22 protein-coding genes and 1 pseudogene are annotated in these 26183 nt (G+C 63.4%); 13 read left to right on the top strand and 10 right to left on the bottom strand.

Annotated elements, in window-relative coordinates; genetic code table 11:
* Window positions 1-70, top strand: a pseudogene (locus CKW40_RS45665) (aspartate-semialdehyde dehydrogenase); the annotation flags it as partial.
* Between the two features lie 234 nt (window positions 71-304).
* On the opposite strand, the gene CKW40_RS38265 reads toward CKW40_RS45665, so the two are convergent.
* Both CKW40_RS38265 and CKW40_RS38260 read right to left on the bottom strand, forming a co-directional pair.
* Entirely contained in the window at window positions 305-1339 is a 1035-nt protein-coding gene (locus tag CKW40_RS38265) for an aldo/keto reductase (protein ID WP_095204837.1), read from the bottom strand.
* A gap of 58 nt (window positions 1340-1397) precedes the next feature.
* Window positions 1398-2579 carry an MFS transporter gene (locus tag CKW40_RS38260; protein ID WP_095204842.1) on the bottom strand — a complete coding sequence of 394 codons (1182 nt, stop codon included), beginning with the start codon at window positions 2577-2579 and terminating at the stop codon, window positions 1398-1400.
* A gap of 119 nt (window positions 2580-2698) precedes the next feature.
* Here CKW40_RS38260 and CKW40_RS38255 point away from each other — a divergent pair, with 119 nt between their 5' ends.
* Both CKW40_RS38255 and CKW40_RS38250 read left to right on the top strand, forming a co-directional pair.
* Window positions 2699-3604, top strand: a complete 906-nt coding sequence (locus CKW40_RS38255; protein WP_095204836.1) for a LysR family transcriptional regulator — start codon at window positions 2699-2701, stop codon at window positions 3602-3604.
* A gap of 122 nt (window positions 3605-3726) precedes the next feature.
* Window positions 3727-4452 carry a neutral zinc metallopeptidase gene (locus CKW40_RS38250; RefSeq protein ID WP_143748468.1) on the top strand — a complete coding sequence of 242 codons (726 nt, stop codon included), beginning with the start codon at window positions 3727-3729 and terminating at the stop codon, window positions 4450-4452.
* Window positions 4453-4487: 35 nt separating this feature from the next.
* Here the strand turns inward: CKW40_RS38250 and CKW40_RS38245 are convergent, their stop codons facing one another.
* The 5 genes from CKW40_RS38245 to CKW40_RS38225 form a co-directional block, all read right to left on the bottom strand.
* The gene (locus CKW40_RS38245; RefSeq protein WP_095204834.1) at window positions 4488-4793 is read right to left on the bottom strand and encodes a hypothetical protein; all 306 of its coding nucleotides are present in this window, start codon (window positions 4791-4793) and stop codon (window positions 4488-4490) included.
* 156 nt (window positions 4794-4949) lie between these two features.
* Window positions 4950-5999: an aldo/keto reductase gene (locus CKW40_RS38240; RefSeq protein ID WP_095204833.1), complete on the bottom strand. Its 1050-nt coding sequence runs from the start codon at window positions 5997-5999 to the stop codon at window positions 4950-4952.
* 148 nt (window positions 6000-6147) lie between these two features.
* Window positions 6148-6549 carry a type II toxin-antitoxin system VapC family toxin gene (locus CKW40_RS38235; protein ID WP_095204832.1) on the bottom strand — a complete coding sequence of 134 codons (402 nt, stop codon included), beginning with the start codon at window positions 6547-6549 and terminating at the stop codon, window positions 6148-6150.
* The gene (locus tag CKW40_RS38230; protein WP_095204841.1) at window positions 6549-6803 is read right to left on the bottom strand and encodes a type II toxin-antitoxin system Phd/YefM family antitoxin; all 255 of its coding nucleotides are present in this window, start codon (window positions 6801-6803) and stop codon (window positions 6549-6551) included. The genes CKW40_RS38235 and CKW40_RS38230 overlap by 1 nt, the downstream gene beginning before the upstream one ends.
* 112 nt (window positions 6804-6915) lie before the next feature.
* Window positions 6916-7242, bottom strand: a complete 327-nt coding sequence (locus CKW40_RS38225) for a winged helix-turn-helix transcriptional regulator (protein ID WP_244571463.1) — start codon at window positions 7240-7242, stop codon at window positions 6916-6918.
* A 169-nt stretch (window positions 7243-7411) separates the two neighbouring features.
* On the opposite strand from CKW40_RS38225, the gene CKW40_RS38220 reads away from it, so the two are divergent.
* On the top strand, window positions 7412-8566 hold the full coding sequence (locus CKW40_RS38220; protein WP_095204831.1) for an NAD(P)/FAD-dependent oxidoreductase: 1155 nt from the start codon (window positions 7412-7414) through the stop codon (window positions 8564-8566).
* 6 nt (window positions 8567-8572) lie between these two features.
* On the opposite strand, the gene CKW40_RS38215 is transcribed toward CKW40_RS38220, so the two are convergent.
* Window positions 8573-9235 (bottom strand): YggS family pyridoxal phosphate-dependent enzyme, encoded by a 663-nt coding sequence (locus tag CKW40_RS38215; protein ID WP_095204830.1) that lies wholly within the window; start codon window positions 9233-9235, stop codon window positions 8573-8575.
* Window positions 9236-9391: 156 nt separating this feature from the next.
* On the opposite strand from CKW40_RS38215, the gene leuS reads away from it, so the two are divergent.
* From leuS to CKW40_RS38200, 3 genes are all read left to right on the top strand, one after another.
* Window positions 9392-12016, top strand: coding sequence for a leucine--tRNA ligase (gene leuS, locus CKW40_RS38210; protein ID WP_095204829.1), 2625 nt, complete (start codon window positions 9392-9394; stop codon window positions 12014-12016).
* Window positions 12003-12581 (top strand): LPS assembly lipoprotein LptE, encoded by a 579-nt coding sequence (locus CKW40_RS38205; RefSeq protein WP_095204828.1) that lies wholly within the window; start codon window positions 12003-12005, stop codon window positions 12579-12581. Before leuS ends, CKW40_RS38205 begins: the two co-directional genes overlap by 14 nt.
* Window positions 12582-12848: 267 nt before the next feature.
* The gene (locus CKW40_RS38200) at window positions 12849-15395 is read left to right on the top strand and encodes a DNA translocase FtsK (RefSeq protein ID WP_095204827.1); all 2547 of its coding nucleotides are present in this window, start codon (window positions 12849-12851) and stop codon (window positions 15393-15395) included.
* An 86-nt stretch (window positions 15396-15481) separates the two neighbouring features.
* Here the strand turns inward: CKW40_RS38200 and fsa are convergent, their stop codons facing one another.
* Window positions 15482-16138: a fructose-6-phosphate aldolase gene (fsa, locus tag CKW40_RS38195; RefSeq protein WP_095204826.1), complete on the bottom strand. Its 657-nt coding sequence runs from the start codon at window positions 16136-16138 to the stop codon at window positions 15482-15484.
* 90 nt (window positions 16139-16228) lie between these two features.
* On the opposite strand from fsa, the gene CKW40_RS38190 reads away from it, so the two are divergent.
* Together CKW40_RS38190 and CKW40_RS38185 are read left to right on the top strand one after the other, a co-directional pair.
* Window positions 16229-18412, top strand: a complete 2184-nt coding sequence (locus tag CKW40_RS38190; protein WP_095204825.1) for a primosomal protein N' — start codon at window positions 16229-16231, stop codon at window positions 18410-18412.
* Window positions 18413-18461: 49 nt separating this feature from the next.
* Window positions 18462-19157: an aspartate/glutamate racemase family protein gene (locus CKW40_RS38185; RefSeq protein ID WP_095204824.1), complete on the top strand. Its 696-nt coding sequence runs from the start codon at window positions 18462-18464 to the stop codon at window positions 19155-19157.
* Between the two features lie 20 nt (window positions 19158-19177).
* Here CKW40_RS38185 and CKW40_RS38180 read toward each other — a convergent pair whose 3' ends face one another.
* A complete protein-coding gene (locus CKW40_RS38180) occupies window positions 19178-22153 on the bottom strand; it encodes a hypothetical protein (protein ID WP_198421183.1) in 2976 nt (991 codons plus the stop codon).
* A gap of 363 nt (window positions 22154-22516) precedes the next feature.
* Between CKW40_RS38180 and CKW40_RS38175 the strand changes: the two genes are divergently transcribed.
* The 4 genes from CKW40_RS38175 to CKW40_RS38160 all read left to right on the top strand — a co-directional run bounded on the left by CKW40_RS38175 (window position 22517) and on the right by CKW40_RS38160 (window position 26179).
* Window positions 22517-22912, top strand: coding sequence for an AGROH133_08824 family phage infection protein (locus tag CKW40_RS38175; RefSeq protein WP_095204823.1), 396 nt, complete (start codon window positions 22517-22519; stop codon window positions 22910-22912).
* 246 nt (window positions 22913-23158) lie between these two features.
* Window positions 23159-23719, top strand: coding sequence for a F0F1 ATP synthase subunit delta (locus CKW40_RS38170; RefSeq protein WP_095204822.1), 561 nt, complete (start codon window positions 23159-23161; stop codon window positions 23717-23719).
* Window positions 23719-25248 (top strand): F0F1 ATP synthase subunit alpha, encoded by a 1530-nt coding sequence (atpA, locus tag CKW40_RS38165; protein ID WP_095204821.1) that lies wholly within the window; start codon window positions 23719-23721, stop codon window positions 25246-25248. Before CKW40_RS38170 ends, atpA begins: the two co-directional genes overlap by 1 nt.
* Window positions 25249-25294: 46 nt before the next feature.
* Entirely contained in the window at window positions 25295-26179 is an 885-nt protein-coding gene (locus tag CKW40_RS38160; protein ID WP_095204820.1) for a F0F1 ATP synthase subunit gamma, read from the top strand.
* Window positions 26180-26183: the final 4 nt, after the last annotated feature.

The raw sequence follows: 26183 nt of genomic DNA, 5'->3' as shown, positions 1-26183 counted from the left end.
CTACACGCACCAGAAGCTGATCGCGCCGAATGAATGGCGCAAGGTGGATGGGGAGTTCGTGCTGCACTGAGGCTGCTGCACTGAGGCCGTTGAGCTTGGTGCTCTACGGCGCCCCCCTCTGTCCTGCCGGACATCTCCCCCACGGGTGGGGAGATTGGCAGCTTCGGCGCTTCGCTCAATCCTGCAGCGTTGGAGATTGGCGAAAGCCATCGTGACATCCAATCTCCCCCCTCGTGGGGGAGATGTCCGGCAGGACAGAGGGGGGCGCTGTCCCGCGAACCTTGGTCTTTTCAACCGGACGCGCTCACACCGCCGGCGGGTTCAGCCGGGCGAAGCCTTCCTGTCGGCGGTACGGAAAATACGGGTAGGGCGCGGTGACTTCGCTTGCGGCGTCGAGTTTCTTCATCTGCTCCGGTGTCAGCGACCAGCCAATGGCACCGAGGTTCTGGCGCAATTGTTCCTCGTTGCGGGCGCCGATGATCACCGACGACACGGTCGGGCGCTGGAGCAGCCAGTTGATGGCGATCTGCGGCACGGTCTTGCCGGTCTCCTGTGCCACCGCGTCAAGCGCATCCATGACCCGGTAGAGATGTTCGTCCTCGACCGGCGGACCGAAATCAGCCGTGTCGTGCAGCCGGCTCTTTTCCGGCAGCTTCTGACCGCGGCGGATCTTGCCGGCGAGCCGACCCCAGCCGAGCGGGCTCCACACCAGCGCGCCGACACCCTGGTCGAGACCGAGCGGCATCAGCTCCCACTCATAGTCGCGGCCGACCAGCGAATAGTAGACCTGATGCGCGGCGTAGCGCGGGTAGCCGTGCTTGTCGGCCTCGGCCAGCGACTTCATCACTTGCCAGCCGGAGAAGTTGGAGACGCCGACATAACGCAGCTTGCCGGAACGCACGAGATCGTCCAGCGTCGACAGCACTTCCTCGATCGGCGTGCCGGCATCGAAGGCGTGCAGTTGCAACAGGTCTATATAGTCGGTGCCGAGGCGCTTCAGCGCGGCATCCACGGACTTGATCAGCCGCGAGCGGGAAGAACCGTAGTCGGCCGGCCCGTCGCCCATCGGCAAGGACGTCTTGGTCGAGATCAGCACAGCATCGCGGCGGCCTTTTATCGCCTCGCCAAGCACCTCTTCCGAGGCGCCGTTCGAATAGACGTCGGCCGTGTCGAACAGATTGACGCCGGCCTCCAAGCAGATGTCGACCAGCCGCCGCGCTTCTCTTGCGTCACTGTTGCCCCAAGCGCCGAACAGCGGGCCGGAGCCGCCAAAGGTTCCCGCGCCGAAGGAGAGTGCGGGCACCTTGAGGCCCGATGCGCCAAGACGTCGATAATCCATTTTCTTACTCCTGGTGGTTTGGAAAGAGGTGTCGAAAAATCCGGTCCGCCGACGATCGTCAGGACCGGACGGAGACAGGCGCACCTAGCGCGTTGGTGCGGTCGAGGCGCAGGGCCAGCCCGGCGACGCCGAGTGCCGCGACCGGCAGCAAGGCGGCGACCCAGGTGAGCGAACCCAGCCCCATTCCATGGGCGATGACCGCGCCGCCAAGCCAGGCGCCGGCGGCATTGCCGAGATTGAAGGCGGCGATGTTGAAGGACGAGGCGAGGCTCTGGCCGGCGCCTTGCGCCTTTTCCAGCACCCACATCTGCAGCGGCGCCACGGTGGCGAAGGCAGCGGCGCCGAGCAGGCCGACATAGATCACGGTCAAGACCTGGCTGTGGATGGCCAAGCTCATGGTCGCGAGCACCAGGGCCAGCACCACGAGGCTGCCGAGCACGGCCGGCACCAGCCAGCGGTCGGCGACCTTGCCGCCGGCGAGGTTGCCGGCGATGAGGCCGCCGCCGAAGACGAGCAGGATCGGCGACACGGCCGCTTCCTTGAAGCCGCTGATCTCGGTCAGCAGCGGCGCGATGTAGGTGAAGACGGCGAAGACGCCGGCGTAGCCGAGCACGGTGGTGGCGAGGCCGAGCAGAACCGGCGGGCGGCGCAGCACGGCAAGATCGGCGCGCAGGTCGCTCTTCTCGGGCGCCGCTTGACTGCGCGGCACCAGAAGAAGGATGACGGCGAAGGCCGCCAGGCCGACCGCGGTCACGGCCCAGAAGGTCGCGCGCCAGCCGAAGGCCTGGCCGAGCCATGTGCCGAAGGGCACGCCGAGGATGTTGGCGATGGTGAGCCCGGTGAACATCAGCGCGATCGCCGAGGCCTTCTTGTTGGGCGCGACCAGGCCGGTTGCGACGACAGAGCCGACGCCGAAGAAGGTGCCATGGGCAAAGGCGGTGATGATGCGGGCGCCCATCAGCGCCCAGTAGTCGGGCGCCAGGGCACAGGCGAGATTGCCCAGCGTGAAGATCGCCATCAGCGCCATCAGCACGGTCTTGCGCGGCCAGTTGCCGGTGGCGATGGTGAGTAAGGGCGCGCCAATGACGACGCCCAGCGCATAGCCCGAAATGAGCTGGCCGGCGGCCGAGATCGAGACGCCGAGGTCTTTGCTGACATCGATGAGCAGACCCATGATGACGAATTCGGTGACTCCGATGCCGAAGGCACCGGCGGCGAGGGCATAGAGAGCAAGAGGCATGGCGGTTTCCACTTCGGCGACGATGAGCGCCGTCCCGCGCCCCGACCCGAAAGATCGTGTTGCCACGCTCTGTGAACCAGACTTGCACTGGGCACATTTTCTGTGAAATAGATTCACAGATGGCGAGACCCGACATCAACCGCTCTGGCGAGATCGAAGTTTTTGTTCGCGTCGTCGAGGCGGGCAGCTTCTCGGCTGCGGCGCGCGCGTTGCGCATGACGCCGTCGGCGGTGAGCAAGCTGATCGCGCGGTTGGAAGCCAGGCTCGGCGCGCGGCTGGTCAGCCGTTCGACACGCAAGCTGCAGCTCACGCCCGAGGGAACGGCCTTCTACGAGAGCGGGCTGCGCATCCTGGCCGATATGGCAGCGGCCGAGCGCGAGGCGGCGGCGGGTGCGGCGCCGCGCGGGCGGCTGCGCGTCAACAGCTACGTGCCGTTCGGGGTGCATCGGCTGATCCCGCTTTTGCCGCGCTTCCTCGAACGCTACCCCGAAATATCGGTCGATCTGGTGCTGACCGACAGCGTCATCGACCTGATGGCCGAACGTGCCGATGTCGCCATCCGCGCCGGGCCGCTCGGCGAATCACGGCTGGTGGCGCGCAAGCTCGGGCAGAGCCCGGTGGTGGTCGTTGCGGCACCGTCCTATCTCGAAACGCAGGGAATACCGCTGACGCCGGCCGATCTCGACAGCCACAACCGCATGGGCTTCGGCTTCGTCAGGCATATCGACGGTTGGCCGTTTGTCGATGCGGAGGGCCGCGTGGTCATGGTCCCGATCACCGGCAACACGCTGGTCAGTGACGGTGAGGCGATGCGGCTGATGACGCTGGCCGGAGCCGGCATCTCCCGGCTGGCGCGCTGGCACGTCGCTGCCGATATCGCCGCCGGGCGGCTGGTGGCGCTGCTGGAGGATTTCAATCCGGGCGACGAGGAGGCGACGCACGCCGTCTATGTCGGCCAGGGCCGGCACCTGCCGGCGCGGGTGCGGGCCTTTCTCGACCTCCTGGCCGAGACTGTGCGGCTCTGACGAAGCGCGGTTTTCAAGGGCTGTTCGACAACCCGGCAGGGGCAGGATATGGAATCCCGTCCGGTCGTCGCAGGCTCTTCGCTCCCAGGCACCGGGAGCGTTGGCAGTTCAGGAGGCGTGAATTGGTCCGCTTGTCCTTAGTCACGGCATCGCTGCTTGCCATAGCGACAGGGCTGCATGCCCCGACGATCTCCAAGGCTGCCGAGGTCTCGAAAGCCGCCATGCCTGCTGCAAGCGCCGGAAATGATGACGTCAAGCAGCTCCTCTCGGTGGCTCTGGCGGAAACGGAGGATTTCTGGGGAGCCACCTTCAAAGCTGGCGGATCGACTTATGAGGAGCCCAAGCTGGTGCTGTTCACCGGCTTCATCGCTACAGCATGCGGTGCTGTTTCCGGGACATCATACTGCGCGGCAGACCACAAGATTTATCTCGATCCGGCGTTCCCCGAGCTTCGAGAGATCGGTTTGACCGGAGATTTCGCCAAGGCGTTGATTGTCGCCCGAGAGGTTGCGTACCATGTGCAGAACATCTCTGAAGTTCCGCCCCCGGCTGTGACCGACGGTGATCAGCAAGCCGCCGTCCTCCGATCGGAACAGGTGGAGCTCCAGGCCGATTGTTTTGCCGGACTGTGGAGCCGCTATGTTCAGGACAAGGGGTTGCTGGAAGACACCGATCTGACCGAGGCCAGGCAACTGCTTCGATCTCTCGGAGATGATCGGGCCGCCAATGCCCTCGGAAATTCGACGGCAAAAAGGTACGGCACCTCGGAACAGAGGATCCGCTGGTTTGATCGGGGCCTTGCCGGAAAAGCGATCGCGGACTGCAATACTTTTACCAATCCGCTTTGATGCCGAGCCCACCCATCGCCGGGTGCGTTCCGTCATCACTGGCCGATAGATCTCAAGGCTTTCCTGATCTTTTCAATGACGGTGCCGATGTCCGATCGCCCAGAAGTGTATTCCCCATCCGGGTCATAGTATGCGTCCCGCAGCCGCTCCAACCGAGCAATGACGTCGGCTGCGTAGTCATGCGCCGTACCAGCGACGACGACCTTTTCAAATTCGCTTCGGGCAGCACTGACCGCTCCGACACAGACTTTCCAATCGTAAGGGCTGGCGGAAGCCGCAGCCTGGCGATCAGCCATGATCGCGATGATCCTGTCGCGAAATTCCTCGGCGGATGGTGCCAATGTCGCCCCCTGACATCCCGGTATGCTGCTCCGGCGTCACGATGGTAGCTGCGAACCCGTGCCCGGTACAAGGCGTGCGGCCTTGACGAAGCGCGAAAAAGCCGCGCGCCCGAAGGACGCGCGGCCTTTGGAAAATCGCGTTGTGTTGGAGACGGACTACCCCTTCGGCACGAACGGCGCCGGGCGGCGGCCGGCTGCCTGGCGCTCCAGCATCCAGCCGGGATATTCGGCCGGCAGCGCGCTGACCTCGTCCAGTTTGGCGAGATCGTCCGCATCGAGCTTCACCTCAGCCGCGGCAAGGTTCTGTTCGAGCTGATCCATCCGGCTGGCGCCGATGATCACGCTCATCACGAAAGGCTTGGCCAGGACATAGCCGAGCGCCACGGTGGCAACGCTGACATCATGCTTCTTCGCGATCTCGCGCATGACGGCGACGGCCGCCCAGGCGCGATCCTCGTTGACCGGCGGGAAGTTGAAGGACGCGCGGCGGCCCTCGCCATTACCGGGCGCGCCGGGGCCGTATTTGCCGGACAGCAGGCCACCGGCCATCGGCGACCACACTATCAGGCCGAGTTTTTCCTCGTTGATGAGCGGCACGATCTCGCGTTCGAGGTCGCGGCCGGCGATCGAATAATAGGACTGGATGGTTTCGAAACGGGCGAAGCCCTTGCGGTCGGCGATGCCGAGCGCCTTGGCGATGCGCCATGCTGCCCAGTTCGACACGCCGACATAGCGGACCTTGCCGCTGGCAACGAGATCGTCGAGCGCCCGCAGCGTCTCGTCTATCGGCGTCACCGCGTCGGTGCCGTGCAGCTGATAGAGATCGATATGGTCGAGCTGCAGCCGTTCGAGGCTGGCATCGACCGAATCCATGATGTGGCCGCGCGACGAGCCGCGTTCGTTCGGACCCTGGCCCATGGCGCCATGCACCTTGGTGGCGATGATTACGCTCGACCTGGCGACGCCGAGATCACGCAACGATTGGCCGAGCAGGCGCTCGGACTGACCGAAGGAGTAGACGTCGGCCGTGTCGAAGAAATTGACGCCGGCGGCGATCGAGCGGCCGACGATCTCGTTGACGCCCTTCTGGTCGAGGCTGGCGATCAGGCCCCATTGGGCATTTTCGCCGGCGGCGCCGAAGGTCATGGTGCCGAGGCACAGTTCGGAGACGAACATCCCCGTATTGCCAAGCTGGTTGTAGCGCATGGTGAAGGCTCCAGGAGAATTGTGATGACACAAAACAAATAGGAACGGAACGTTTCGTTTCCAGTGGTGGTGCAATGACGCTTCTGGATTGGCCCAACCCATGTAGGCATGAGCGTCGATGAGACGCTTCGAGGCGGAAATTATTGGCCTAGGCGTCCCAGGGATTGAGCACCGTCACGCCTATATCATCAAAGTCGGCAACGTTGCGCGTGACAAGAATGAGATCATGGACAAGCGCGGTTGCCGCGATGAGGGTATCGGCACTGCCTCGTGTGCTGCCCGCGGTGATGCGGCCCCAAGCCAGCGCGACATCTTCCGTGACAGCAAGAATACGGTCGGCATTGTCCCGCCGAAGCTCCCGTAGCCACAGATCGAGGCGTGTTGCCTTCTCGGAGTCAACCTTGCGTAGCTTGACAATCCCACGCTCGATCTCGCCAAGCGTAATGACGCTGAGGCTCACCGATGTTGGATCCACCGAAGCCAGCCATTCAGTCGGCTTGGGTAGGCGCCTCTGCACATCCGAAACGATGTTCGTGTCGAGAAGATACATCAAAGATCGACGTCCCGGATCATCGTCTCCGAGCGGCGGTTAACCTCTTCAGCGAAATCATCATCCCAAACCGGGCCAGTCAAAAGATACTCGGCCAACGACTTTTTCTTTCCAGCTAGGCGGTCGTAGTCCTCGGCGGAGAGAATCACGGCAGCACGCTCGCCGCGCAACGTCACTGTCTGCGGGCCCTCGCTGCGCGCACGCTGGACTACCTTGGAAAAATTGTTCTTCGCGTCCTGAAGGTGCCAGTTCATTGAATTCTTCCTAGCTAGCTTGGCTAGATATAACATTGATGCAGCTGAGCGACAAGGAATGCCAGTGACGTTGCCAAGCCATCTCCGTGATGTCGGCCCATGGCCGTCCTGGCTAGGATCGAATGTCGAAGGCGTCGAGTCTCAGCCGCGCGGCATGGTTTTCAGACCAACGAATAATCTCGTCGAAAACGGGGCGAAGGGCGAGTGCGACGGATGTGAGTTCATACTCCACACGCGGCGGCACTTCGGCGTAGCAGGTGCGGATCAAAAGACCGTTTTGCTCGAGATCGCGCAACTGCGCGGTGAGCATGTGTTGCGTGATGCCTGGTATTGCTCGTCGCAACTCGCCGAAGCGCCGCTTGCCGTGAACGAGCTGCCAGAGAATCTCGCCTTTCCACTTCCCCGTCAGAATCCGCATCGCGACGTGGAAGCGCTCCATTGGTTGTCCGCGACACTCTCCGGCAGGCGCTGAAGCCTTCATTTCCTCAATAGTCTGCATTTTCATCCTATACCATAAAAATCATCCTACTTGCCAATTCAATATTAGACCACAAAATTTGCGGCGGTAAAGGGATTGGCTCTGCCGTCCTCAGTTAACGAGCGAACAGGTGAAAGACGTGAGCGTGGAAGTGGCAAACGAAGAGCGTGTCGGGGAGCGAAAGGTTGGTGACGTCGTCATTTACGGGGGCGGCATTGCAGGGGCTCTCCTCGCGCGGCAATTGTCCGCCACTGCCAAGGTGATCCTGGTCGATCCGCTCGATTATTTCGAAGTGTCGATGGCTGCACCGCGCAATCTGGTAAAGCCCGACTTCTCCAGGCAGTCCATCATGCCCTTTGCAAAGGCTCTTCCTCGAGTCGATCATGTCGCCGCTCGCCTGACGGAGCTTACCAGCGAGGGCGGTATCGTCGAAGACGCTTCCGGCCGGAGGCTTCTCGTCACTGGGAAGGCTGCCGTCCTGGCCACGGGGAACCGCTTCGCCAACGAACTGGTGCGCGGCCAGGAGGGGAGCGGCGCTGACCGCCATGCGTTCTATCAGCGGTTCCATGACCGCCTTGCAGGCGCCGAGCGCATTCTTCTAATCGGCGGCGGGCCTATTGGTGTCGAAGTCGCCGGTGAGATTACCGAAGCATGGCCGCACAAGCATGTCACATTGGTCGAGTCCCAGCCACGCATCTTGCGAGGCACCTCCGAAGCCGCCGCTGCTCGCGCCGCTGCCATTCTGGAAATGCGGGGTGTGACGATCCTGACGGGACAGCGCATCGATGGGCTTTTGTCCAATTTGCAAGACGTGTTTGCTGGCAGTGGCGAGGTTACCACCAACGCCGGTCAGGTCATCGCTTACGACCTCGCAATACTGTGCATTGGAGGGCGGCCGAACACCGCCTTCATGAAGCAAAACTTTGCCAGCCGGCTCACACCAGACGGCCACGTCAAGGTGGCAGCCGACCTCCGGGTGAAAGGAGAAAGAAGCATCTTTGCGCTCGGCGACATTACCGATCTTGCTGAAAACAAGATGGCGTTTCACATCAGGGGACACGTCAAGGTCGCAGCCACCAACATTCGCTCCATTCTGGCTGGCAAGTCGCCCTCTCTGTCCTACAAACCACGAACCGGCGATCCGACGATGGTAGTAACGCTAGGTAGCCGAACCGGCGTTGCGCACCTTCCCCTGTTTGGCCACACGCGGTGGTCATGGCTTGTCCGCAAAGTAAAAGCCGAGCACATGCTGGTGCCGAATTATGCGAAAATATTCTCGCTCTAACGCGATCTACCGGCTACCAAAAATCGCCGAGCCGACGCGGACGCTGGTGGCGCCGAAGGCGATTGCCGTCTCGTAGTCGCCGGACATGCCCATCGACAGCTTTTCGACGCCTGCTTCGCGCGCCAATTTTTCCAGTAGGGCGAAATGCGGGCCGGGGTTCTCGTCGGCCGGCGGGATGCACATCAGGCCTTCGATGGCGAGGCCGTGGACATCGCGGCAGCGGGCGACGAAAGCCACGGCGTCGCGCGGCTCGATGCCGGCCTTCTGCGGCTCGGAGCCGGTGTTGACCTGGACATAGAGTTTCGGTGCGCGGCCCTGCCGGGCGATCTCCTTGGCGAGTTCGGCGGCGATTTTCTCGCGGTCGACCGTCTCGATGACGTCGAACAGCGCCACCGCTTCCTTGGCCTTGTTCGATTGCAGCGGACCGATCAAATGCAGTTCGATATCCGCAAAAGCCTGCTTCAGCTCAGGCCATTTGCCTTGCGCCTCCTGCACGCGATTCTCGCCGAAGACCCGCTGGCCGGCCTCGATCACCGGCTGGATGTCGGCGGCATCAAAAGTCTTGGAGACGGCCACCAGCGTCACCGCGCCGGCCTCGCGGCGCGCCTCCTGCTCGGCGGCGGCGATCTTCGCCTTGACCGCGAAAAACTGCTGAACGGCGTTACCCATATGCAAATCCCGCTGTTTTGACCCGCGTTTTTAGCCGCCGCGATGCCCATATGGTTGACGGGTTTGCCAAACCATGGTGAACACCCGGACCACATTCCCTGAACCGCACAGCCGATCGCCCGCGGTTCGCGCCTGCTTTTAAGTGAAAAACGTCCCATGGCAACCGAACGATACAATCCGCGCGCGTCAGAGCCCAAATGGCAGAAGGCCTGGGCCGAAAAGAAGCTGTTCGAAGCGCGCAATGACGACCCGAAGCCGAAATACTACGTGCTCGAGATGTTCCCGTATCCGTCGGGGCGCATCCATATCGGCCATACCCGCAACTACACGATGGGCGACGTGGTGGCGCGCTACAAGCGGGCCAAGGGGTTCAACGTGCTGCACCCGATGGGCTGGGACGCCTTCGGCATGCCGGCCGAGAACGCGGCGATGCAGAACAAGGTCCATCCCAAGGAATGGACCTACCAGAACATCGCCACCATGCGCGAGCAGCTCAAGGTCATGGGCCTGTCGCTGGACTGGGCGCGCGAATTCGCCACTTGCGACGTCGATTACTACCACCGCCAGCAGATGCTGTTCCTCGATTTCGTCGAGAAGGGGCTGGTGACGCGCAAATCCTCCAAGGTCAACTGGGACCCGGAGGACATGACGGTGCTCGCCAACGAGCAGGTCATCGACGGGCGCGGCTGGCGCTCCGGCGCGCTGGTCGAACAGCGCGAGCTGACGCAGTGGTTCTTCAAGATCACCGATTTTGCGCAGGACCTGCTGGATTCGCTCGACGGTCTCGACGAATGGCCGGAAAAAGTGAAGCTGATGCAGCAGAACTGGATCGGCCGTTCGGAAGGCCTGCTGATCCGCTGGCCGCTGGCCTCGGACGTTGCCGGCGAGCATGAGCTGGAAGTCTACACGACGCGGCCCGACACCATTTTCGGCGCCTCCTTCATGGCCGTCGCCGCCGATCATCCGCTGGCCAAAAAGGCCGCCGAGACCAATCCAGAACTGGCGAAGTTCATCGACGAGGTCCGTCATATGGGCACCTCGGTGGCGGCGCTTGAGACGGCCGAGAAGAAGGGCTTCGACACCGGCATCCGCGTCGTTCATCCGTTCGACGACAGCTGGACGTTGCCTGTCTATGTCGCCAATTTCGTGCTGATGGAATATGGCACCGGCGCCATTTTCGGCTGCCCGTCCGGTGATCAGCGCGACCTCGACTTCGCCAACAAATACGGCCTGCCGGTGATACCGGTGGTGATGCCGGAAGGCGGCGATGCGAAGACCTTCCAGATCATCGAGGAAGCTTATGTCGACGACGGCGTGATGATCAATTCACGCTTCCTCGACGGCATGAAGCCGGACCGCGCTTTCGACGAGGTGGCGAAGCTCCTGGAGCAGAAGACGATCGGCAACCGACCGATGGCCGAGCGCAAGGTGAATTTCCGCCTGCGCGACTGGGGCATTTCGCGCCAGCGCTACTGGGGCTGCCCGATCCCGATGATCCATTGCGAGGATTGCGGCGTGGTGCCGGTGCCGAAGGCCGACCTGCCGGTCAAGCTGCCGGACGATGTCGATTTCGACCGGCCGGGCAATCCGCTAGACCGCCACCCGACCTGGCGGCATGTGAAGTGCCCGCAATGTGGTGGCGATGCGCGCCGCGAAACCGACACGATGGATACGTTCGTCGATTCGTCCTGGTATTTCGCCCGCTTCACCGCGCCCTGGGCGCATGAGCCGACCGACCCCAAGGCGGCCAATGAATGGCTGCCGGTCGATCAGTATATTGGCGGCATCGAGCACGCGATCCTGCATCTGCTCTATTCGCGTTTCTTCACACGTGCCATGCGGGAGACCGGCCATGTCGATCTGGCCGAGCCGTTCAAGGGCCTGTTCACGCAAGGCATGGTCGTGCACGAGACCTATCGCGTCGGCTCGGCATCGAACGGCCGCTGGCTGGCGCCGACCGAGGTGCGGCTGGAGGGCGTCGACGGCGAACGCCGGGCCTTCGACATTGCCACCGGCGAGCCTGTCACCATCGGCCCGCTGGAGAAGATGTCGAAGTCGAAGAAGAACACGGTGAGCCCGGAAGACATTACCGACGGCTATGGCGCCGACACGGCGCGCTGGTTCATGCTGTCGGATTCACCGCCCGAGCGCGATGTCGAATGGACCGATGATGGCGCCGCCGGCGCGCATCGCTTCATGCAGCGCATTTGGCGTCTGGTGTCGACGGCGGCCGAGACGCTGGCAGGCGTCAAGCCCGCCGCGGCTGACGCTGGTGAGGCGGGAGCGGTCTCGAAGGCCACGCACAAGATCCTGAAAGCGGTCGGCGAGGACATCGAGAAGCTCGGCTTCAACCGTGCCATCGCCCGCATCTATGAACTGGCCAACGTGCTGACCACGCCGCTCAACCAGGTGGCGGAAGGCAAGGCGGATCCGGCACTGCAAGGCGCCTGCCGCCAGGCGGTGGAGATCCTGGTGCATCTGATCGCGCCGGTGATGCCGCATCTGGCCGAAGAGTGCTGGGAGGCGCTCGGCGGCACCGATCTGGTCGCCGAACGGCCGTGGCCGGTCTTCGATCCGGCGCTGGTCGTCGACAACGAAGTGACCTATCCGGTACAGGTCAACGGCAAGAAGCGGGGGGATTTGACAATTGCCCGCGACGCGGACCAAGGTGCGGTCGAAAAAGCGGTATTGGCTCTCGACTTCGTGCAGAAAGCGCTCGAAGGTAAGGCTCCGCGCAAGGTGATCATCGTGCCGCAGAGGATCGTCAATGTCGTTGCCTGATCGGGAAAAGACGGATCTGCGCCGCTTGCTGCGCCGCGTGGCGCTTGCCGGCCTTGTCGGCTCGCTGGCGTTGGTTTCGGCCTGCACGGTGCGGCCGCTCTATTCCAACGCGCCGTTGTCGACGGGCTCGACCGCCAATACCGAACTGGCGTCGATCGCCATCAAGCCGGTCAAGACGCGTTATGCCCAGCAGGTGCGCAACAATCTGATCTTCGGCTTCGGGCGTGGCGCCGGCGAACCGGCCTCACCGCTTTATTCGCTCGATCTCACCGTGACGGAAGCCGTCGATTCGGCGGCGCTCGTGCAGGTTGGAACCGACGAAGACGAGCCGACCGCCGGTTCGGTGACGCTGAACGCCAGCTATACGCTGACCGATATGAAAACCGGCGCCGTCATCACGGTCGGCAAGCGCGCGATCACCTCGTCCTTCGACAGGCCACGCCAGGAATTTGCTTCGTACCGGGCGCAGATCGATGCCGAAAATCGCGCCGCGCGCGAACTGGCCGAGGCCCTGCAGCTGTCCATCGCCCAGGATCTGGTCCGGCACGGCAAGGCGGCCAGTTAGCGCCGCTTTCGTTTCACGGAAGATACCCTCTCGATCCTGATGTCTGGCCGCCTTGCAGTGGTCGGACACCCCTATTTTCAGCTCACCTTTTAGCGCGACGCATTGGACGTGCGAGTGATCGCCGAATGACGATCGGCTGCTCGAATCCGGATCTCCACACATCGCTACGAAAGATGCGTTTCGGTCGCTCCAAAGGGGCCGACGGGAAGCAACTGTTAACCACTCGCTCCCTATGTCTCAGCAGACGTTTCAGAGTGAGTCTTGAGAATGGAATCCAAGCGTTTTCCTCGGGTCAATTCATTGAAGTCCGCTTCGCCCGATGACCCCGAGGGAAAGAGTTTCAACGGCCAGCAGCCCGGCGCGGCCAAGGCCAGCAATCTCCCGCCACCTGTTGATCTCGGCGGCAATGAAAGCCCTGCCTGGCAGGAGTATTTCTTCCTGGCGCCCAATGTGCGGTTTACACGCACGCCGGATTATGAGGCCAATACGCGCCGTCCGGAACGCGACCAGATTGCCGCCGAGCAAAATGAACCACTGGCGCCGCCGGCAATTGCACAGTCCGCGGCTGTGGCACCACCCGCCGTCTCATCCTCGCCGATGAAAAGCCGGAACCCTGCTTCCGAAGCCGCCCGGCCTGCTGCCGGCAACAGGGTTGCGATGCAGGAAAGGCAGCCGGGCGTGGCGCCCGTTCCGCCGAGGCATGCCGGCGAAAAGGCGCGGGCCGTTGCGCCGGCAGGCCCAAGGACAGCAATGACGCCAAGTGCATCCGCACCGGCGACGCCCGCCCAGAGAATGGCTGCGCCGGTCAAAACACCAGGCCGCGAAACCGTGCGCTGGCCCTATCTGTCGAATCACGTCTTCTTCGAGCTCATGGCGCCTTACATGATCGAGAGCCCGTTGCCGGCGCCTCGGGCGGTCCCAACTCCGCGTCGACCAGCGCCGGTTGTCTCGCCACGGGTCGACGTCCGCGCCGCGTCCATGGCCGATCCGACCGCGTTGTTCCGTGTCATCGACTGCCTTCCAGGCCAGCAGGCTCCGTCTGCCCCGCCGGAAGTCCGTCCGGCCAACTCGAACGAAGCCGTGGTCCAGCCGGTGGCGAGCAGTGCACCGCGACGGGCCCAAATGGCGGTTGCAGCTCCCGCCGTCGCGGTCAGTGCCGCTCCGGCGCCGGTCGCGCAAGAGGAGGCCGTGCAGGCTCCGGCCGTGCGCGTGTCAGCGCCACTGCCCAAGGCCGGCAAGATCGTGCCGGCCACGACGGGCGAGGCGTACGAACTTCCCTCGGAAGAGCTGCTGCAGCAGCCGCCGGAAGGGCAGGGCTTCTACATGTCGCAGGAGCGGCTCGAGCAGAATGCCGATCTTCTGGAAAGCGTGCTCGAGGATTTCGGCGTGCGCGGCGAGATCATCCACGTTCGGCCCGGTCCGGTCGTCACCCTCTATGAGTTCGAGCCGGCGCCGGGCGTCAAATCGTCCCGCGTCATCGGTCTCGCCGATGATATCGCCCGCTCCATGTCGGCGATCTCGGCGCGCGTCGCCGTCGTGCCTGGCCGCAACGTCATCGGCATCGAGCTTCCGAACGAGACGCGCGAGACGGTCTATTTCCGCGAACTGATCGAATCGCAAGGCTTCCGCAAGACCAGTTGCAAGCTGGCGCTTTGCCTCGGCAAGACGATCGGCGGCGAGCCTGTCATCGCCGAACTGGCGAAGATGCCGCATCTGCTCGTCGCCGGCACCACCGGTTCCGGCAAGTCGGTCGCCATCAACACCATGATCCTGTCGCTGCTCTACCGGCTGAAGCCGGAAGAATGCCGGCTGATCATGGTCGATCCCAAGATGCTCGAACTCTCGGTCTATGACGGCATTCCGCATCTTCTGACGCCCGTCGTCACCGATCCCAAGAAGGCGGTCACCGCGCTCAAATGGGCGGTGCGCGAGATGGAGGACCGCTATCGCAAGATGGCGCGGCTCGGCGTGCGCAACATCGACGGCTACAATGAGCGCGCCGCCCAAGCCCGCGACAAGGGCGAGGCGGTCGTCATGACGGTGCAGGCGGGCTTCGAAAAGGGCACCGGCGAGCCGCTGTTCGAGCAGCAGGAAATCGACCTGGCGCCGATGCCCTATATCGTCGTCATTGTCGACGAGATGGCCGACCTGATGATGGTCGCCGGCAAGGAGATCGAAGGCGCCATCCAGCGCCTGGCGCAGATGGCACGTGCGGCCGGCATCCATCTGATCATGGCGACGCAGCGTCCCTCGGTCGATGTCATCACCGGCACGATCAAGGCCAACTTCCCGACCCGCATCTCCTTCCAGGTCACCTCCAAGATCGACAGCCGCACCATCCTGGGCGAACAGGGCGCCGAACAGTTGCTCGGCCAGGGCGACATGCTGCACATGATGGGGGGCGGCCGGATTTCGCGCGTGCACGGCCCCTTCGTTTCCGACGCGGAGGTCGAGCATGTCGTGGCGCATCTGAAGGCACAGGGCCGCCCGGAATATCTGGAAACGGTGACCGCCGACGAGGATGAGGAAGAGGTCGACGACGACCAGGGCGCGGTCTTCGACAAGGGATCGGTCGCGGCCGAGGACGGCGATTCCAGCTATGACGAAGCGGTCAAGGTGGTGGTGCGCGACAAGAAGTGTTCGACGTCCTATATCCAGCGCCGCCTCGGCATCGGCTACAACCGCGCCGCTTCCCTGGTCGAACGCATGGAGAAGGAAGGCCTGGTCGGCGCGCCCAACCATGTCGGCAAGCGCGAGATCATCATGGGGCGGCGCCCGCAGGCAGCCGCGCCTGAAGACGAGGGCACCGATTGATCGGCCGCCCTTTCGGCGATCCGATTTCTTCCGAACAATAAAAAAGGCCGGTCGCCCGGCCTTTTTTATTTGAGGGAAGCGCGATCTCAGCCGATCTTCTGGCCGGTCTTGGCCCAGTCGGCGAGGAACTGTTCCAGGCCCCTGTCGGTCAGCGGGTGCTTGACCAGCGCCTTCAGCGTTGCCGGCGGCGCGGTGATGACATCGGCGCCGATGAGGGCTGCCTGCTTGACGTGGTTCACCGTGCGCACCGAAGCGGTCAGGATCTCGGTCTGGTAATCGTAATTGTCGTAAATCTGCCGGATCTCCTGGATCAGCTCCATGCCGTCCGAGCCGGTGTCATCGATGCGGCCGACGAAGGGCGAGATGAACGAGGCGCCGGCCTTGGCGGCGAGCAGCGCCTGGTTGGCCGAGAAGCACAGCGTGACGTTGACCATGCGGTTCATCTGGGTGCGGATCGTCTTGCAGGCCTTCAGGCCATCCAGCGTCAGCGGCACCTTGATGCAGACATTGGGCGCGATCTTGGCCAGCACCTCGGCCTCCGCCATCATGTCCTTGTACTCGGTCGCCACGACTTCCGCCGAGACCGGGCCGGCGACGATATCGCAGATCTGCTTGGTGACGTCGGCGATCTTACCGCCGGATTTGAGAATCAGCGACGGGTTGGTGGTGACGCCGTCGAGCAGTCCCAGATCGTTGAGTTCACGGATATCCTTGATGTCGGCGGTGTCGACAAAAAATTTCATGACGGGTCTCCTGAAGATTCTTATGTGCATGCCATGCACATTCGGGGTCGGCCTTTGATCTAGACCAAAGTCAGGGCAAGGTCACGCCTCATGATCGAAGATTCGCCCTTTGTCGCAGCCGCGCCGGTGCTGGTGCCGATGCCTGCCGAACGCCCTTACACCTATGCCGTGCCGGCCGGCATGCGCGTGGTGCCGGGATCGATCGTGCGCGTGCCGCTCGGGCCGCGCCAGGTCGCCGGCATCGTCTGGGATGGCGTGGTCGAGAATATCGACGCAAAAAAACTGCGCCCGATCGAACAGGTCTTCGACTGTCCGCCGATCGACCGTTCGATGCGCCGTTTCGTTGACTGGGTGGCGCAGTACACGCTGTCGGCGCCGGGCATGGTGGCGCGCATGCTGCTCAGAGCGCCGGAGGCCTTCGACCCGGAGCCCTGGATCGAGGGGCTGCAGCGCACGCTTATCGTTCCCGACCGGATGACGGATGCGCGGGCGCGCGTGCTGGAAACGGCGGAGGGCGGCCTCGCCTGGACACGTTCCGGTCTCGCCCATGCGGCCGGCGTGTCGTCGACGGTGATCGAGGGGCTCAAGGCGCAAGGGGTGTTCGAGACGGTGATGATCCCGCCGCGACCGGTGGTCGCCGCACCTGACTCGAGCTACGCCGTGCCGGAACTGATGCCGGACCAAAGCGAGGCCGCATCCATGCTGCGCGCCAATGTCGCGGCCGGCGTCTTCAATGTCGCGCTGCTCGATGGCGTCACCGGTTCGGGCAAGACGGAGGTCTATTTCGAGGCGGTGGCGGCGGCACTCGACCAGGGCAAGCAAGTGCTGATTCTTTTGCCGGAAATCGCGCTGACCCACGCTTTCCTCGAACGTTTCCAGCAGCGTTTTGGCGCCAAGCCGGGCGAATGGCATTCCGACCTGCCGCCGAGGATGCGCGAAAAAGTCTGGCGGCAGGTGGCGGAAGGCACGGTGCGCGTCGTTGCCGGCGCCCGCTCGGCCCTGTTCCTGCCGTTCAAGGAGCTTGGGCTGATCGTCGTCGATGAAGAGCATGACCCCGCCTACAAGCAGGAAGACCGTGTCTTCTATAACGCCCGCGATATGGCGGTGGTGCGCGGCCATATTGGCGGCTTTCCGGTGGTGCTGGCGTCGGCGACGCCTTCGGTCGAAAGCCGGGTCAATGCGAGCCAAGGTAAATACAACAGAGCCATTCTCTCCGCCCGCTTCGCCGAGGCCGCACTTCCGCAGCTGAAGTCGATCGACATGCGACGCGCGCCACCGGCGCGTGGCGGCTTCCTGTCGCCGGTGTTGATCGACCATATGCGCAAGACGTTGGAGAAGAAGGAGCAGTCGCTCTTGTTCCTCAACCGGCGCGGCTATGCGCCGCTGACGCTGTGCCGCGTCTGCGGCCACCGTTTTGGCTGCCCGGTCTGCTCGGCCTGGCTGGTCGAGCATCGCTTCCGCGGCCAACTGGTCTGTCATCATTGCGGGCACAATGAGCGCCGCCCCGAAGCCTGCCCGGAATGCGGCACGCTCGATCATCTGGTCGCCTGCGGGCCGGGCGTCGAGCGCATCGCCGAGGAGGTCGTCACGCATTTTCCCGATGCGCGCACCATCGTCTTGTCGTCCGATCTGATGGGCGGGGTGCGGCGGCTGCGGCTGGAACTGGAGGCCATCGCCGATGGCGAGGCCGACATCGTCATCGGCACGCAGCTCGTCGCCAAGGGGCACAATTTTCCCAACATGACGCTGGTCGGCGTCGTCGATGCCGACCTCGGCCTTGCCAATGGCGATCCGCGCGCCGCCGAGCGCACCTTCCAGTTGCTCAGCCAGGTGACCGGCCGCGCCGGCCGCACCGGCAAGAAGAGCCTCGGCTTGCTGCAGACCTTCCAGCCCGACCATCCGGTGATGCGGGCGATCGTCTCCGGCGACGCCGAGGCTTTTTACGAGCGCGAGATCGCCGAGCGGGAGCGGGCGGCACTGCCGCCCTTCGGCCGGCTGGCCGGCGTCATCGTCAGCGCGGTGACGCGCGCCGAAGCCGAAGGCCATGCACGGGGCCTGCGCCGCGCCGCGCCCGAGGCGTCAGACCTGTTCGTGCTGGGGCCAGCCGAGGCACCGCTGTCGCTGCTCGGCGGCCGCCACCGCTTCCGCCTGCTGATCCAGGGCGAACGGCGCGCCGACATGCAAGGCTTTATCCGCGCCATGCTGGCCAACGGACCCAAGCAGCGCGGCTCGGTCCGGGTGCAAGTCGACATCGACCCGCAGAGCTTTTTATAAGGTCGCGCATTCAACGATGTGCTGCCTGCAGCGAGAAACGGAAGATCATATGAAAACCCTTGGCCTGCTCGGCGGCATGAGCTGGGAATCAACCGCCATCTACTACCGCCTGCTCAACGAGATCGTGCGCGAGCGCCTTGGCGGGCTGCATTCGGCCAAACTGCTGCTCTGGTCGTTCGACTTTGCCGAGATCGCCGAGCGGCAGCATCATGGTGATTGGGACGGTGCCGGCGTGCTTCTGGTCGAAGCGGCGCGCAAGCTCGAGGTGGGTGGCGCCGAAGGGCTGGTTCTGTGCACCAACACCATGCACAAACTGGCCGACCAGGTGCAGGCCTCGGTGTCGATCCCGCTTATCCATATCGCCGACGCCACGGCGGCGGCGATCAAGCGCGCCGGCATGCAGCGCCCGGCGCTGCTGGCGACGCGCTTCACCATGGAGCAGGATTTCTACAAGGGCCGGCTCGCCGACAAATACGGCCTCTCGCCCGTGGTGCCCGATGCCGCCGGGCGCGACATGGTGCATCGTGTCATCTATGACGAACTCTGCCAGGGCCTCGTCACCGAGACTTCGAAGACGGCTTACATAGAAGAGGCCGAACGCCTGCGCCGTGAAGAGGCCGCCGACAGCATCATCATGGGCTGCACCGAGATCACCATGCTCATCGGCCAGGGCGATTTCGACATTCCGGTCTTCGACACGACACGCATCCATGCCGAGGCGGCGGTGGAATTCATGCTGCCCTGAAGCATTCAAGGGAAAGCGTATCAGGGCGGGGCCGCTACGGCGACTGTTCCGCTGCCGACCACTTTCAGCTTCCATCCGTCCGCTTCCGTGCCGGCCAGGTTGAGATGGCCGGTGAGAAAGTACAGGCGATCGGTGTCGGGGCCTTTGGCGGTGCAGAACCGGTCCTGCAGATAGGATGGCGGCGTCGCCTGGTAGTAGAGATCCGCCTCGATGCTGGCAGGGCGTGCGCCCTTCGGCAGATCGGCAAGCGGGATCGAGTAGTTCAGCGTGTCGCTGCCGCCCTCGACATAGTCGGGGTCGTCCTCGACGGCAGTTGTGCCGACATCGACGGCGAGCTCTTCATCCGCGCCCAGGGCCTTGGCGATTTCCAGCCGGTCCGAGAGTGGCAGGAAGCCCGAAGGCAATATGCGGTTGTCCTTCACCTCCGTGCAGATCGACAGGAAGCTGGTGGTCAGTTCGCCTTCCGGCTTCGAATGGGCATTGCAGACCGGATTGGGCGTATTGGCCGGCGGGGTGGAGACCAGCTCCTGATAGATCTGGACCTGATCCTGGCGCGTGATCTTCTGGTAGTGCGGCTGATGCGGCCGTTCGCCAGGGTGCACGCGGCCGGAACAATCGTCTTTCCACCAAAGTTCGCCATCGAGCGGCTTGCCGTCGGCGCCGACGATGACGCCAGCGGCGTTGGTGCGGCCGGAGACCCAGAGCGGCTCGCCGTTCTGGTCGAACACGCTGAAGGTCAGAAACGCGCGCCGGAAACCGACGCCGGAGGGAAATTTGTGACCGGCAAGGTTCTTCACCGTAACCTTGGCTTCGAGCGTGTTGGCGGTCAGGGCAAGGTTGCTGACGGCGACGGTGGCGGTTGCCTGCGAGGCCTGGTCGAGCATCGCCTGCTCGGTGAGGACGAGCGGATCGACGGCCTTGTTGCCCATCATCGGATCGCGTGTCCTGATGCCGAAGACATCGGGAAACTGCTGTGCCATCTTGACCAGGAAGACATTGAGGCCAACCAGAGTGTGGCGGGCAAAGCCCTCGCGAGCCAGAAGGTCCGGCGCGTTGCTGGATTCCGTCTGCGGGAAATTGAGATTCTCCTGGATGCTGGCGATCTTGCTCGTCGTCGGCGATCCGTCCTTTTCCGTCGACGGCATGTGGCAGCCCTGGCAGCTGCGCGGCGTGGCGCCGGGGCCGAGCGGAAGCGGCCCGTCCGGGGTGCTGCCGGTTCGATAGGCGCTGAACGCCCATTCCGGATAGGTCGTCTGCTCATAGATATGCGCCAGCGTGTTGGTGCCTTGCAGAACCGGCAGATGAACCGTGTGGCAGGTCCCGCAAACCTCGGAACTCATGATCGTGGCGTCGTGAACCGGTTTGATGCCGAGCGCGGTATCCATCGGCCCGACCTCCGGTTTCTCGAAGGGCCCGATCAGCGTATCGGGCGAACCGACCATGAAGCTGCCGGTGAAGGTCTTGGCAAAACCGGTTGCGTGCGGATTGAGCAGCGCCTGACGCTCGTCGACGCAAGCGTTCTGCGGCTGATCACCGAGCGGCTCGCTGACCTTGGTGTCGAACACCATGCGGTGACACGACGTGCAGGTGATGCCGTCGCGGGCAAGCATGCCGTAATTGGCGTGCGCGGCACTCGGATTGTCGGCCGGCCATGGCGTCGCATCGACCATTGCGCGCGAGAACGGTTCGCATTTGCCCGTGCGCGCCTTGTCGTCGATATGAAACTGCCGCTCTCCGGCGATGCCGTGGCAGCCGAGACAGACGTCCTGCACCACGCCTGACATTTTCGGGTGAAAGCTCTGTGTTTCACTGGCCAGCTGCGCAAAAAATATCGGATCGCGGCCGCCCAGTCCCATCGGGGAGGTTCGCCAGGTCGCCAGCGGAGACAGGTTGATCAGGCCGACACCATGCGGGTTCGGCTGGGTCATGTCGAACTGCAACCCGGTGCTGCCGGCATCATGACAGCCGAGGCACTGGCTGGAGGTCAGGAAAGTGTCCGATGCATCGGGGCCCTTGGCCCCGACCCAGGTGTTGTCGTAGGTCTCTGAGGGCATTCGCGAGACGGTGTCGTAGGTCGGCATCTCGCGGACGTAGGCCTGCAGTGCGGCGATCACGTCGGCGTTCGGACTGTAGAGCGGTTGACCAAGGCGCGGGCTGGCATTGACCGGCAAAACGACGGTCTGGTGCAAAGTCGGAGCCGGCGGGCCGTCGAAGAAATCCTGTGCGAGATAGTTGAGCGGCTTGCCTGGCTCGCCGGCGATATTCTTGGGCGATGCGAAAGTCAGATTGTCGGCGGCCGAGGCATGACAGTTCATGCAATATTGGGCGAAGCCCATGTTGGGCAGGCTATTGTTGTCGGCCGGCAAGGCCGGCCAATCCGGAGTCCAGCCGCTCTGGCTGCCAAAGCCGTACCAGCCCCAGAACCAGCCGTCGTAAGAGGCGCTGGCATCGCGGATCATGATCGCAGCGCCGCTGGTTGGAAAAAGCTTGACGGGATCGACCGTCCGGCAATCGGATGCCGGCTCCGAGAACATCTCCTTCACCATGATGGCGCCGTCGGGTACCGGCGGCGGATGACCGACCTCGCCCTCGGCCGAGCGGTTCTTGCGAAGCCAGTCCGCCATTTCGGGCGAATACCAGATCATAACAGGCGCATGGGTTCCGAAATCCTTGCCCTGCCAGGCGCCGTTGACCAGGGTTGCGATGCGCGGTCCGGCCTGGCGCACGAATTTGTCGTGCACCCATCCGGCGGCCTCGTCGCGGTAGCAGTAGCTGCCGAGATATTGATTGAGCTTGTTCTCGTAGTCTCCGAGGGATAGCGTCGAGGGTTTCTTGATCGTGGCTTCGAGTTGGTGGCAGACCAGTGGGTCGGCGGGAACCAAGGCTGTCGGCCGTTCCGCGATGCAGTCGGCGCGCGCGTCTTGCGTGATCCCGGCAAGGGCGGCCGCAGCGATCCAGATACGGGCCAGATTCAACGCTCGACCGAGATTCGGCATGATCGTCTCCGCATTCGAGATCCTGCCTGCCGCACTCCGTCCGCGCAGATTTCACAAGTGATCGTGAAACATGTGCAATTGCTAAAATGAACAAGCAGTCGACGAAATAAACATAGCGACCATAATACTGGACCTACGTTGCGGCAAGGCGCGCAGTCTATACTGTCGAACAAATTGTATCCGGCATACGAGCGTGCGTGGATTTTCTTGCGCAACAGCCATATCGGCCGCGGGGCCGGTGCTTCCCAGGCGGGCATTTCCTGGGAGGCCTTGGCGAAACCTCGGCGTGCCGGCTGCGCGCTTGACTTCCGCCACGGGTGACATTCAATGCATCCGCAATTCTTGTGAGGGGGTCGAGACACAATGGACTTTGCGCTTCCGTGGCCGACGAGCCAGGGCGAATGGCTGGCCTGGTCGAGCGCCGTCTTCACCGTGCTGCTCGGCCTTTTGTTCTTCCTGGCGCCTAACCTGGCCTTCCGCATCCTGCGCTTGCAGGCCAAGCCGGAGAAAGCGGCGGCGATCGCCGAGGGGCGCGGCAGGATGTCGGGCTTTTATCTCGGCGTCGGCCTGTGCTGCATCCTGCTGGCACAGCCATTGGTTTACATGGCGCTCGGCTTCTCCTGGCTGTTCACCGCCTTCGGTCGGCTGCTGTCGATGATGTCGGATGGCGCCAACACACCTTTCAATTGGGTTTCCATTGTGGTGGAATTGGCTTTGGCGGCATTGCCGCTCGCCTTTGCCTTCGGCTTTGTGCCCTGAATCCAAGGGTATTCCGGCGCATTGGGCGCGAGTCTTTCGCCGGATGCGACAATAGTGCCTGAAAAGCATGCGGAACGACGCATTGCGGTCTTAAAATGCCTGTGCTAGACGGCAATCGACTTTCGGCCGGGGATAGCGGAAGCCGCGCCTCCGTGCTTGAAAAAATGCAGTAAGGTCAAAGATTTAGCCAGAGTTTTTGCTCGCGCCAACAATCTGCGGCCTGTCAGACAAGAGAAAAGACGGTCCGTGGCTCAATCGTCATCGCCAATCTCAGGTGTCGCAGAACGCTATGCGGGTTCGCTGTTCGAACTTGCATCGCAGGCAAATTCCGTGGCCAAGGTCGAGGCCGACCTCAACAGTTTCGAGGCGATGCTCGCGGGCAGCGCCGACCTGACCCGGCTGATCAACAGCCCGGTGTTCTCCAGCGAGGACCAGGCCAAGGCTATCGCGGCGATCGCCGACAAGGCCGGGATCACCGGTCTGGCCGGTAATTTCCTGCGTGTCGTCGCCCAGAACCGCCGGCTGTTCGCCATTCCCGGCATGATCAAGGCGTTCCGCCAGATCGCTGCCGAAGCTCGAGGCGAGACATCTGCCGAGGTGACGTCGGCTCACGAGTTGACCGACGCCCAGCAGACCGAACTCAAGGCGGCGCTGAAAAGCGTTGCCGGCAAGGACGTGGCCATCTCCGTCACCGTCGATCCGTCGCTGCTCGGCGGGCTGGTGGTCAAGATGGGCTCGCGCCAGATCGATACGTCGCTCAAAACCAAACTCAATTCGCTCAAGCTTGCACTGAAAGAGGTCGGCTGATGGACATCCGCGCCGCGGAAATTTCCGCAATTCTGAAAGACCAGATCAAGAATTTCGGCAAGGAGGCCGAGGTCTCCGAAGTTGGACAGGTGCTGTCCGTCGGTGACGGTATCGCCCGCGTCTACGGCCTCGACAATGTCCAGGCCGGCGAGATGGTCGAATTCCCCGGCGGCATCCGCGGCATGGCGCTCAACCTCGAAGCCGACAATGTCGGCGTCGTCATCTTCGGCGCCGACCGCGACATCAAGGAAGGCGACATCGTCAAGCGGACCGGCGCCATCGTCGACGTTCCGGTTGGTCCCGGCCTGCTCGGCCGCGTCGTCGACGCGCTCGGCAATCCGATCGACGGCAAGGGCCCGATCAAGGCGATCGAACGCAAGCGCGTCGACGTCAAGGCGCCCGGTATCATTCCGCGCAAATCGGTGAACGAGCCGATGTCGACCGGCCTGAAAGCCATCGATGCGCTGATCCCGGTCGGCCGCGGCCAGCGCGAACTGGTGATCGGCGACCGTCAGACCGGCAAGACCGCCATCATCCTCGACACGATGCTCAACCAGAAGTCGGTGCACGACAACGGCCCCGAGAAGGAAAAGCTCTACTGCGTCTACGTCGCCGTCGGCCAGAAGCGCTCGACCGTCGCGCAGTTCGTCAAGGTGCTGGAAGAGCGCGGCGCGCTCGAATATTCGATCATCGTCGCCGCCACCGCTTCCGATCCGGCGCCGATGCAGTTCCTGGCGCCGTTCGCCGGCGCCACCATGGGCGAATATTTCCGCGACAACGGCATGCACGCGCTGATCAGCTACGACGATCTGTCGAAGCAGGCCGTCGCCTACCGCCAGATGTCGCTGCTTTTGCGCCGCCCGCCGGGCCGCGAAGCCTATCCGGGCGACGTTTTCTACTTGCACTCGCGTCTGCTTGAGCGCGCCGCCAAGCTCAATGACGATTTGGGCGGCGGATCGCTGACCGCGCTGCCGGTCATCGAGACGCAGGCCAACGACGTGTCGGCCTATATCCCGACCAACGTGATCTCGATCACCGACGGCCAGATCTTCCTCGAAACCAATTTGTTCTTCCAGGGCATCCGTCCTGCGGTGAACGTCGGTCTGTCGGTCAGCCGCGTCGGCTCGGCCGCGCAGATCAAGGCGATGAAGCAGGTTGCCGGCTCGATCAAGGGCGAGCTCGCGCAGTACCGCGAAATGGCGGCCTTCGCGCAGTTCGGCTCGGACCTCGACGCCGCCACGCAGCGCCTGCTCAACCGCGGATCGCGCCTGACCGAACTCTTGAAGCAGCCGCAGTTCTCGCCGCTGAAGACGGAAGAGCAGGTCGCGGTGATCTTCGCCGGCGTCAATGGCTATCTCGACAAGCTGCCGGTCAACCAGGTCGGCAAGTTCGAGCATGGCCTGCTCAGCCACATGCGTGCGGCCGGCAAGGACGTTCTCGACGCCATCCGCAAGGAAAAGGCGCTGTCGGACGATCTGCGCGCCAAGCTGAAGGCCGAGATCGACGCTTTCGCCAAGACCTTCGCCTGAGCGAAGCGCCAGTCCGGATGAGACAAGACGGGATCAGGTTTGAAGCATGCCTTCATTAAAAGACCTTCGTAACCGTATCGCCTCGGTCAAGGCGACGCAGAAGATCACCAAGGCGATGCAGATGGTCGCCGCGGCGAAGCTGCGCCGTGCGCAAGAGGCCGCGGAAGCGGCGCGCCCCTATTCGGAGCGCATGGGTTCCGTGCTGGCCAACATCACCCAGGCGATCGGCGGCGGCGGCGATGCCCCGGCGCTGATGACCGGAACCGGCAAGGACGACGTGCATCTGCTCGTCGTCTGCACCGCCGAGCGCGGCCTGTGCGGCGGCTTCAATTCGCAGATCGCCCGTCACGCCCGCGACCATATTCGCCGGCTTCTGGCCGATGGCAAGCAGGTCAAGATCATCTGCGTCGGCAAGAAGGGTTTCGACATACTGCGCCGCGACTATGCAGCGATGATCCTCGATCGTATCGACCTGCGCGAGGTCAAGACGCTCGGCTTCGTCAATGCCGACGCGATCGCCAAGAAGGTCATCCACCTCTTCAATGAGGGTGCCTTCGACGTCTGCACGCTGTTCTATTCGCAGTTCAAGTCGGTGATCAGCCAGGTTCCGACCGCGCAGCAGATCATTCCGGCTGGCGTCGCTTCTGCTCCCGCCGAGGCGGTGGATGGTGGCAATGCCGTCTACGAGTACGAGCCGGAGCCGGGTGAAATCCTCTCCGACCTCATCCCGCGCAACATCTCCGTGCAGGTTTTCCGGGCGCTGCTCGAAAACGCGGCCGGCGAGATGGGCGCCAAGATGAGCGCCATGGACAATGCGACGCGCAACGCCGGCGAGATGATCAACAAGCTGTCGATCACCTACAACCGCCAGCGGCAGGCGCAGATCACCAAGGAACTGATCGAAATCATTTCGGGCGCCGAGGCGCTCTAGACGC

Origin of the sequence: Mesorhizobium carmichaelinearum (assembly GCF_900199455.1) — a bacterium.
Taxonomy (GTDB): domain Bacteria; phylum Pseudomonadota; class Alphaproteobacteria; order Rhizobiales; family Rhizobiaceae; genus Mesorhizobium; species Mesorhizobium carmichaelinearum.
This window is presented reverse-complemented; position numbering and strand designations above follow the sequence as displayed.